Origin of the sequence: Mesorhizobium sp. M4A.F.Ca.ET.050.02.1.1 (assembly GCF_003997725.1) — a bacterium.
In the GTDB taxonomy this organism is placed as follows: Bacteria; Pseudomonadota; Alphaproteobacteria; order Rhizobiales; family Rhizobiaceae; genus Mesorhizobium.
This window is the reverse complement of sequence record NZ_RZSG01000156.1, coordinates 1-10,048: the sequence shown is the minus strand read 5'-3', so window position 1 is coordinate 10,048 and position 10,048 is coordinate 1. Positions and strand designations below refer to the sequence as shown.

At 66.5% G+C, this 10,048-nt stretch carries 9 protein-coding genes; 6 read left to right on the top strand and 3 right to left on the bottom strand.

Annotated features, from left to right (window positions below):
- Positions 1-73: 73 nt before the first annotated feature.
- A complete protein-coding gene (locus tag EOA33_RS13250; RefSeq protein ID WP_127405818.1) occupies positions 74-1,486 on the bottom strand; it encodes a sodium:proton antiporter in 1,413 nt (470 codons plus the stop codon).
- Positions 1,487-1,532: 46 nt separating this feature from the next.
- A complete protein-coding gene (gene pncA, locus EOA33_RS13245) occupies positions 1,533-2,147 on the bottom strand; it encodes a bifunctional nicotinamidase/pyrazinamidase (protein ID WP_126057012.1) in 615 nt (204 codons plus the stop codon).
- Between the two features lie 250 nt (positions 2,148-2,397).
- Between pncA and EOA33_RS13240 the strand changes: the two genes are divergently transcribed.
- From EOA33_RS13240 to EOA33_RS13215, 6 genes are read left to right on the top strand one after another with little or no spacing between them, the layout of a single operon-like run.
- Positions 2,398-3,258, top strand: coding sequence for a xanthine dehydrogenase family protein subunit M (locus EOA33_RS13240; RefSeq protein ID WP_126057011.1), 861 nt, complete (start codon positions 2,398-2,400; stop codon positions 3,256-3,258).
- Entirely contained in the window at positions 3,255-6,050 is a 2,796-nt protein-coding gene (locus tag EOA33_RS13235; RefSeq protein WP_127405817.1) for a molybdopterin-dependent oxidoreductase, read from the top strand. The genes EOA33_RS13240 and EOA33_RS13235 overlap by 4 nt, the downstream gene beginning before the upstream one ends.
- Entirely contained in the window at positions 6,047-7,588 is a 1,542-nt protein-coding gene (locus tag EOA33_RS13230) for a 6-hydroxynicotinate reductase (RefSeq protein WP_126057009.1), read from the top strand. Before EOA33_RS13235 ends, EOA33_RS13230 begins: the two co-directional genes overlap by 4 nt.
- Positions 7,588-8,469, top strand: a complete 882-nt coding sequence (locus EOA33_RS13225) for a UPF0280 family protein (protein ID WP_126057008.1) — start codon at positions 7,588-7,590, stop codon at positions 8,467-8,469. Before EOA33_RS13230 ends, EOA33_RS13225 begins: the two co-directional genes overlap by 1 nt.
- A complete protein-coding gene (locus EOA33_RS13220; protein WP_126057007.1) occupies positions 8,462-9,046 on the top strand; it encodes an amino acid synthesis family protein in 585 nt (194 codons plus the stop codon). The genes EOA33_RS13225 and EOA33_RS13220 overlap by 8 nt, the downstream gene beginning before the upstream one ends.
- Positions 9,043-9,504: a MarR family transcriptional regulator gene (locus EOA33_RS13215; protein WP_126057006.1), complete on the top strand. Its 462-nt coding sequence runs from the start codon at positions 9,043-9,045 to the stop codon at positions 9,502-9,504. The genes EOA33_RS13220 and EOA33_RS13215 overlap by 4 nt, the downstream gene beginning before the upstream one ends.
- A 111-nt stretch (positions 9,505-9,615) precedes the next feature.
- Here EOA33_RS13215 and EOA33_RS13210 read toward each other — a convergent pair.
- On the bottom strand, positions 9,616-10,048 hold a 433-nt coding region (locus EOA33_RS13210), incomplete at its 5' end, for an NAD(P)(+) transhydrogenase (Re/Si-specific) subunit beta (protein ID WP_145989128.1).

Sequence of the window (10,048 nt, the reverse complement as noted above, 5' to 3'; positions counted from 1 at the left end):
ACCCCGCACCCTCCCCGACAATAGCAGAAACCGCTGGCCCCGCATACGCAGAAGCGCCGGTTGGCTTTTCGGCTCAGCCGAAAAACAGGAAGCCGGCGATCAGGAAAGCGGGGATCAGCACCAGACCCGACCACGCCATGTAGCCGAAGAACCCCGGCATCTTCACGCCGCGATGCCTGGCGATCGCAAAGACCATGAAGTTCGGCGCATTGCCGATATAGGTGTTGGCGCCCATGAACACCGCGCCGGCCGAGATCGCGGCGAGGGTGGATGCGAATTCGCCCATCAGGCGCTGCGGGTCGCCGCCGGCAAGCTCGAAGAAAACCAGATAGGTCGGCGCATTGTCGAGGAAGGACGACAGCGCCCCGGTCAGCCAGAAATAGGCCAAGTTGTTCGGCTGGCCGGAAGGCGATGTCACCAGCGCGACCAGCGGCGCCAGCGCGCCGCCGGGGCCGGCCCTCAGGATGGCGATCACCGGCACGATTGCGATGAAGATGCCGGCAAACAATTTCGCCACCTCGGCGATCGGTCCCCAGGTGAAGCCGTTCGCCTCGCGATGGCTCTTGCGCGAGACGGCGAGCGAGGCGAACGCCAGCGCCAGGATGATGGCGTCGCGCACGAGGTTCTGCAGTTCGAGGCCGACGCCGAGGATGGAAAGACCGGCGCCCGGCTTCCAGGTCGCCGACATCAGGATCGCGCCGATCACCCCGGCCAGCAGCGGAATGTTGGGCAGGCCGCGCAGGCGGACCTCCTTGTCCGGCGTCGGGTCCATGATCTTCGGCATGCCGCCCTCGCGCCGGTGCAGCATGGTGTCGATGCCCAGAAAGACCAGGAGCACTAGTCCGCCGGTGAATAGCGTCTCGCGCCAGAGATTGGCGGTCGTCCAGAAGAAATCGACACCGCGCAGGAAGCCGACGAACAGCGGCGGGTCGCCGAGCGGCGTCAGCAAGCCGCCGATGTTGGAGACCAGGAAGATGAAGAAGATCACGACATGCGCGTTGAACGGCCGGTTGTCATTGGCGCGCAGGATCGGCCGGATCAGGATCATCGAGGCGCCGGTCGTTCCGATCACCGAGGCAAGCAGCGCGCCGGCAAGCAGAAGCCCGGCATTGACCAGCGGCGTGCCGTGGATGTTGCCGGCAAGCAGGATGCCGCCGGAAATCGTGTAGAGCGCGAACAACAGGATGATGAAGGACATGTATTCGGTGAGCAGCGTGTGCAGCACCGCTTGTATGGCCGAAGGGATGCCGAAGGCGATCGCCAGCGGCACCACCACGAGCATTGCCCAGCCCGCGGTGATCTTGCCGTAGTGATGCTCCCAGACGTGGTGAAAGAGCAGCGGTCCGGTGGCGATCGACAACAGCAGGCCGGCAAATGGCAGCACCCACCAGAGCGACATCGCCGCGCCGGGCAGTTCGTGGTCCGCCGCTGCGAAGGCGAATTGCGGAAACAGAAGGACAGCCAGGGCTGGTAGGCCTGCTGCCAGTGTCCACGCCAATTGTATGAAGCCCCCCCGACGCCTCACAGTCTGGTCAGTCCGACAAATGGTCTTCGAGCACCACGCCGGCCTCGCGCATCCGCTTCAGCATCGCCTCGACCGAGCCGTTGAGGTCGATGCCGCGGCAGGCGTCTAGCCGCACCGTTGTCTTGAAGCCCTGCTTGACGGCGTCCAGCGCCGAAAAGGCGACGCAGAAGTCGGTCGCCAGCCCGACCAGCGTCACGGTGTCGATGCCGCGTTCGCGCAGATAGCCGGCCAGGCCGGTCTGGGTCGTGTGGTCGTTCTCGAAGAAGGCCGAATAGCTGTCGATCGCCGGGCGGAAACCCTTGCGGATCACCAGCTCAGCTTTGGTCCAGGCAAGACCCGAATGGAAATCAGAGCCGAGACTGCCCTGTATGCAGTGATCCGGCCAGAGCGTCTGCGGCCCATAAGCCATGTCGATCGTCTCGAAAGCCTGTTTGCCGGGATGGCTGGAGGCAAAGCTCGAATGGCCGGCAGGGTGCCAGTCCTGCGTCAGTACGACGTGCTCGGTTCGCCGGATCAGGTCGTTGACCAGTGGCACGATCTCGTCGCCGCCGGCCACCGCCAGCGCGCCACCGGGGCAGAAGTCGTTTTGCAGGTCGATGACAACAAGCGCTTCGTCGGCCATAGGCCTCCTCCTCAGCGTGGGCTCAAGTAAAATGCCGCTGTCGCGACCGGACGCAGAAACTTGACCAGATGGCCGGCGACGTCAACCTCCAGCGGCGTAACAATCGCGTGGAACCACTCGCCGATGCGGAGGCCGGAAACTCCGGCTTTGACAATTCCTGCCGACTTGATATCATTTGCATACGAATGAATTTTTGCCAGCGGGACGCCGGCAGGTCCCTCGCAAAGGCCCCTTTTCTGGAAGGCAAAGCGTGATCCGTTACGCGAAACCCACCACGGTCGACGAGGCGCTCGCCTTGCTTGGCGAGGATCGCTGGCGCATCCTGGCGGGCGGCACCGATTTCTATCCGGCGCAAGGCAACAAGCCGTTTCGCGAAAACATTCTCGACATCAACGGCCTGACGGCCCTGCGCGGTATCGTGGAGAGCGAAACGCACTGGCTGATCGGCGCGCGCACAACCTGGACCGATCTGGTCCGCCATCAATTGCCGGGCGCCTTCGACGCGTTGAAGGCGGCGGCGCGCGACGTCGGTTCCGTGCAGATCCAGAATGTCGCCTCGATCGCCGGCAATCTCTGCAACGCCTCGCCCGCCGCCGACGGCGTGCCGGCGCTTCTGGTGCTCGACGCCGAGGTCGAACTGCGCTCGGCGAAGGCGTTGCGCCGTCTGCCGCTCGGCGAGTTCGTTCTCGGCAATCGCCGCACCGCCCTGGCATCGGGCGAGATGGTCACCGCCATTCGCGTCCCGAAACCGGCGGCTGGCGGCACATCTGCCTTCGTGAAGCTCGGCGCCCGACGCTATCTGGTCATCTCCATCGCCATGGCGGCGGCGCGCCTTGTCGTCGACGATGGCGCCGTCGCTGAAGCGGCCATCGCCGTCGGCGCCTGCTCGGCGGTCGCCAGGCGGCTCACGGGCGTCGAGGCGGCGTTGCTCGGCCTGCCGGCCAACGAAGCCCTCTGTCGGGTCGTGCTCGCCGCGCCGATCGATGAACTGTCGCCGATCGCCGACGTGCGCGGCAGCGCCCAATACCGACAGGATGCGGCGCGCGAGCTCGTCGCCCGCGCCGTGCTTGCCGCTATCGGCCACACTGCTGGGGACCAGGTGGCTGCATGAGCCAGGTTCAGCCTCAGATGAGCGAAGTCCAGTCCGGCATGAGCATGGAACACAGCGATATCGCCTTCGAGGTCAATGGCGCTGCGGTCAGCGTCTCCGTACCTCCGGTACGTCGCCTTTCCCAAGTGCTGCGCGACGAATTGCGGCTGACCGGCACCAAGGTCGGCTGCGACGCCGGCGACTGCGGCGCCTGCACCGTGCTGGTCGACGGTGACCCGGTCTGCGCCTGCCTGGTGCCGGCCGCCTCCGTGTCGGGCGCGACCGTCACCACTGTCGAAGGCCTTGCCAATGGCAGGCTGTCGGCGTTGCAGGCTTCCTTCCTCGATCACGGCGCGGCGCAATGCGGCATCTGCACGCCGGGCCTGCTGGTGGCGGCGACAGCGCTTCTCGAGCGCAATCCCCAGCCGAGCGAGGCCGAGACGCAAGACGCACTGGGCGGTGTGCTGTGCCGCTGCACCGGTTACCGGAAGATCATCGCCGCCGTCATGGACGCATCGCGGCGCGTCGACAGCCTTGATCCTCGCATGCCAGAGGTTGGCCGCGCCGTCGGCGCCTCGCCGATCCGCCTCGACGGAGTGCCGAAGGTTACCGGCGACGAGAAGTTTGGCGGCGACTCTTTCCCGGCCGACGCGCTTGCCGTGCTGGTGGTGCGCTCGCCCCACTACCATGCCCGCTTCGCATTCGGCGATCTCGAAGCCTGGGCGGGCGCCCATGCGGGCATCGCCGGCGTTTTCACCGCCGCCGACATTCCGGGCCACAACTGCTTCGGTGTCATCGGTCCCTTTGCCGACCAGCCGGCGCTCGCGGAAGGCGAAGCGCGCTTTCGCGGCGAGGCGGTTGCGCTGGTGGCGGGCGAGCGCGAAGCGATCCTCGATCTCGATCTGACGGATTTTCCGGTTTCATGGACCGAGCTGCCGCATGTCCTGCAGCCCTCGGACGCGAAGGCCGATAGCGCGGCGCTGCTGCACCGGCACCGTCCGGCGAACCTGCTCACCTCAGGCTTCGTCGAACGCGGCGATCCTGACGCAGCGCTTGCCGGCGCCGCCGTCACCGTGTCCGGCGCCATCGAAACCTCCTATGTCGAGCATGCCTATATCGAGCCGGAAGCCGGCTATGCCTACATGGACGGCGACACGCTGGTCGTCGTCGCCTGCACGCAGGCGCCCTATATGGACCGCGACGACACGGCAAAGGTGCTCGGTCTTGCCGTCGACAAGGTGCGCATCGTGCCGACCGCCACCGGCGGCGGCTTCGGCTCGAAACTCGACGTCTCGCTGCAGCCGCTGATCGGCGTGGTGGCGATGAGGACGGGCCGCCCGGCGGCCCTTGCATACACCCGCAATGAATCGATGATTTCGACCACCAAGCGCCATCCCGCCGAGATGCAGGCGACGATCGGCGCCGATGCCGGTGGCCGCGTCACCGGCATGGTCTTTTCCGGCGATTTCAACACCGGCGCCTATGCCAGTTGGGGTCCGACCGTCGCCAATCGCGTGCCGGTGCATGCCTCCGGCCCCTACCTGACGCCGAACTACCGCGCCGAAGGCCGGGCCATCCACACCAACGGCCCGATCTCCGGCGCCTTCCGCGGCTTCGGCGTGCCGCAGGCGACGATCATGCAGGAGACGCTCTACGACGAACTTGCCGGCAAGCTTGGGCTGGATCGGCTTGATTTTCGCTTGAAAAACTGTCTTCGTAACGGCTCCGAAACGGTCACCGGGCAGCGCCTCGAGTCGGGCGTCGGCATCGGCGAATGCCTGGAAGCGCTTCGCCCGCATTGGGCCCGCGCGCTCGCCGAGGCCGAGGCGTTCAACGCCGCCAGCGAGGACAGAAAGCGGGGCGTCGGCGTCGCCTCCTGCTGGTATGGCTGCGGCAACACCTCGCTGCCCAATCCCTCGACCATCAAGGTCGGCATCGCGGCCGCGGGCGAGGTCGTGCTGCATCAGGGTGCCGTCGACATCGGCCAGGGATCGAACACCGTCATCAGCCAGATCTGCGCCGATGCGCTCGGCCTGCCATTGCAAAAATTTCGCCTGAAGTGCGCCGATACCGCGATCACGCCCGACGCCGGTAAGACGTCCGCCTCGCGCCAGACTTTTGTGACCGGCAAGGCGGCCGAAAAGGCAGGCAGGGCATTGCGTGAGAAAATCCTGCGCTTTGCCAATGTCTCTGACCGGGCGACCATCGCGCTCGACGGCTTCAGCATCTTCATCCGCGAAGGCGACGCCACACGGCGTGTCGACCTGTCTGAGCTGAAAGCCAATGCCGACGGATTGGTGTTCGTTGCGGAAGAGACCTACGACCCGCCGACGCTGCCCCTTGACGCCAAGGGGCAGGGCAAGCCTTATGCCGTCTATGGCTATGGCGCGCAGATCGCCGAGCTGGAGGTCGATCTCAAGCTGGGCACCGTAAGGCTGATCAGGATCACCGCCGCGCACGACGTCGGCAAGGCGATCAATCCGGTGCTGGTCGAGGGCCAGATCGAGGGCGGCATCGCGCAGGGCATCGGCATGGCGCTGATGGAGGAATACATCCCCGGCCGCACCGAGAACCTGCACGACTACCTCATCCCGACCATCGGCGACGTGCCGCCGGTCGAGCACATACTGGTCGAGGTTCCGGACCCGGAAGGACCCTTCGGCGCCAAGGGGCTGGGCGAACACGTGCTGATCCCGACCGCGCCGGCGATCCTCAACGCCGTCCGCCACGCCACCGGCGTGCTCGTCACCAAGGTGCCGGCGACGCCGAGCCGCATCCTTGCGGCGATCCGCGACAAGGAGGCGCGCCGATGAGCGAGCTTGCCGAACGTTTCGAAACCCACGATCCCGGCGAGAAGCAGGTGGCGGAGAAGATCCGCTGCGATGCCTGTCCGGTCATGTGCTACATCGCCGACGGCCGCACCGGCGCCTGCGACCGCTACGGCAATGTCGGCGGCCGTATCGTGCGCATGGACCCGCTGACCATCCTCGACCACGCAGCCGAGACCGGCGGCGCTGTCGTGCCGTTCGTCGCCGAAGGCGAAGCCTGGAACGGCGAGCTGGTCAACACCGGCCGGCGCTTCGTCAGCGCCATCGGCGCCGGCACCACCTATCCCGACTACAAGCCGGCGCCCTTCATCGTCAGCCAGGAGGTCGACGGCGTCGATCTCGTCACCGTCGTCACCGAGGGCATCTTCTCCTACTGCGGGGTCAAGGTGAAGATCGACACCGATCGCCATATCGGCGACGAGACGGCAACAGTGCGGTCGGAAGGCGAGGCGATCGGCCACGTCACGACCGGCGAATACGGCTCGCAGATGCTGTCGCTCGGCGGCGTCCATCATCTGACCGGCGGCTCCAAGACCGAAGGCCGCGCCACCTGCGATGCGCTGCTCAACCTGTGCAACCGCAAGCCGGTGGAACTCACCATCGATGGCGGCGCGACGGTCATCGTTGAAGCCGGCAAACCGCCGGTCATCGACGGCAAGGTCGAGCACCGCATGCGCGTCGGCTGCGGCTCGGCCACCATCGGCATGTTCGCCACGCAATGGCGCGGCCTTGTCGACGAGGTGGTGGTAGTCGACGACCACATCACCGGCGTCGTCTCGGAGCATCAGGCCGGCAAGGTGCTGGGCTGGCAGGATACCGGGATCAAGATCATCGGCCGTCGCTCGACGCCCGGTCGCTATTTCAAGGTGTCGGAGCCAGGCCTCGGCTGGGGCGGCACCACCATCTCCGATCCGCTGTCGATTCTCGGTGAATGGAATGCCAAGAAGGGCGCGCGGCCGGGCCTGTCGCTGCTGATGGTCTCGACCACAGGCGAGCAGTTCGCCTACTACGAGCTCGACGATCAGTTGAAGCCGGTCGAAAAGCCGTTCCCCGAGCGGCTGCAGAAATCTGTCGGCCTGATCGAGGACAATTGCGAGCCGGCACTCTGCACCGTCCTGTTCATCGGCGGCGCCGGCGGCTCGCTGCGCGCCGGCGTCACCGAGAACCCGGTCAACCTCACCCGCTCGGTGCAGGGCCTGAGGACCTACGTTACAGTGGGCGGCGCGCCGGTCTATGTCTGGCCGGGCGGCGGCATCACGCTGATGGTCGACGTCACCCGCGTGCCTGAAGGTGCCTTCGGCTATGTGCCGACGCCGGCGCTGGTGGCGCCGATCGAATTCACCTTGCGCCGCGACGACTATGTCAGGCTGGGCGGCTACGAGGCAGAGATCCGCAGCGTCGAGGACATCCTCGCCAGGGGCGGCGAGTACCTCAATCCGCGCCGTGGCGCCGGCGCCGCCGTCAACAACCCATGGCCGCCGCTGGCGCAGCTGCGGCGTGCCGCTGCGAACGGGGCCGGATGATGACCGGCCCGCAGGCGCATTGGCTCGCCGACGGCAGGCGGCTTCACCTCAACCATGGGCCGATCGACCTTGTCGTCGAGACCTTTGGCGAGGAGGGCGAATGCCGCGCTGCTTACAGTCAGGCCGTCGCGCGGTTCCAGACCATCCTGGCGGAACTGGTTGAGGAGCTTCCGGAGCTGCGCCGCCCGGCCGCCTTGCGCCCTCGCGCCTTTGCCGGGCCGACCGCGCGCCGCATGGAGGCGGCGGTGGCGCCGCTGGCGCAAATGTTCATCACGCCGATGGCGGCCGTCGCCGGCTCGGTAGCCGACGAAATGCTTGGTGCACTGCTTGCCGGGCGAAGGCTCGATCGCGCCTATGTCAACAATGGCGGCGACAGCGCCCTCCATCTCGGCTCGGGGCAGTCGATGACCCTGGCCATAGCCGGCACCGGGCATGGCCTTGCCGACCGCATCGCCATTCATGCCGAAGATGGCGTACGCGGTGTCGCGACCAGCGGCTGGCGCGGCCGCTCGTTTTCGCTGGGAATTGCCGACGCTGTCACCGTACTGGCGCGCACCGGCGCCGAAGCCGATGCCGCGGCGACCCTCATCGCCAATGCCGTCGACCTGCCCGGTCACCGTGCGATCGAGCGCGTGCATGCTCGCGATATTGTGCCTGACAGCGATCTCGGCGACCGGCTGGTGACGCAGGGCGTCGGGACGCTTTCGCCGGGCGAAGTGGCGCGGGCGCTGGACAACGGGCTTGCCGTCGCAGAAGATTTTCGCCGGCGCGGCCTGATATCGGCCTCGGCGCTGTTCCTTGCCGGCGAGACCCGCATCAGTGGTTCGGTGGCGCTTGCCGCGCCCAACAAGCACAAAGCGAAGGAAACTGCCCATGCCTGAATTCCCGATCCGCAAGATCGCGGTCCTGACCGAAGAGATTTTTCATGATGGCGGTCCGGTGGCGGCAGCGCCACGCCGTCGCGCCGCCGCTCTCGCCGTGGTGAAGAACCCCTTTGCCGGCCGCTACGTCGAAGAGCTGCAGGGCGCAATGGACGACCTGAAGCCGCTCGGCTTGATGCTGGCAGATCGGCTGATTGCGGCGCTCGGCGGTGACGTGAGGCAGATCGACGGCTACGGCAAGGGCGCCATCGTCGGCTCCGCCGGTGAGCTGGAGCACGGCGCGCTCTGGCACGTGCCGGGCGGCTACGCCATGCGCGAGCGGCTCGGCGACGCCAAGGCGATCGTGCCGTCGGCCAAGAAGGTCGGCGCCTTTGGTTCGCGGCTCGACGTGCCGCTCGGCCACATCAACGCCGCCTATGTGCGCAGCCATTTCGACGCCATGGAAGTCGGCATCAGCGACGGGCCGCGTCCCGACGAGATCCTGTTCTGCCTTGCCATGACCTGTGGCCCGCGCGTGCACGACCGCATGGGCGGCCTGGCGGCCAAGGACATCAAGGCGTGGGACGGGCTGAGATGAGCACCGAGGACAATCTGCTGCGACTGGTCGAGGCCGAAGAACCCGACGAAAACGGCTATCACCTGCAAGACCAGGTCGGCTTCATCCTGCGCAAGGCGCATCAGCGCCATGTCGCGATCTTCGCCGCGCATATCGCCGACCTGACGCCGCCGCAATTCGCTGCGCTCGCCAAGCTCTACGACATCGGCGAGACCTCGCAGAACCAGCTCGGCACCTTTATCGCCATGGACGCGGCGACGGTGAAAGGCGTCATCGACCGGCTGAAGGCGCGCGGGCTGGTGGATGTCTCGAAGCACGATGTCGACAAGCGCCGCTTGCTTGTCAACCTGACGGCGGAGGGCCGCGAGGCGGTCGAGCGGCTGTTCCCGCATGCACGTACCATCACCGAGGAGACGCTGGCGCCGCTGTCGACCAGGGAAGCCGCGACCTTCATGCGCCTGCTGGCCAAGCTGGCCTAACCGGCAGCGGCGGTTCCTGGATACGAAAAAGCCCGGCGCGAAGCCGGGCTTTTTTCTGGGTCCTGAGATCAATCCGGGCCGACAACCTTCCAATAGAAGGTTGCGGCTTGATCAGTGATCAAACGCCTTGACGATTTCCTCGGTCATCTTCTTGGCATCGCCGAGCAGCATCATGGTGCCGTCCTTGTAGAACAGCGTGTTGTCGATGCCGGCATAGCCGGAGCCGAGCGAGCGCTTGACGAACAGGCAGGTGCGGGCCTTGTCGACGTCGAGGATCGGCATGCCGTAGATGGGCGAGGCCTTGTCGTCGCGCGCGGACGGGTTGGTGACGTCGTTGGCGCCGATGACATAGGCGACGTCGGCCTGCGCGAATTCGGAGTTGATGTCCTCGAGCTCGAACACCTCGTCATAGGGCACGTTGGCTTCGGCCAGCAGCACGTTCATGTGGCCGGGCATGCGGCCTGCCACCGGATGGATGGCGTATTTGACCTCGACCCCATTGGCTTTGAGCTTGTCGGCCATTTCGCGCAGCGCGTGCTGCGCC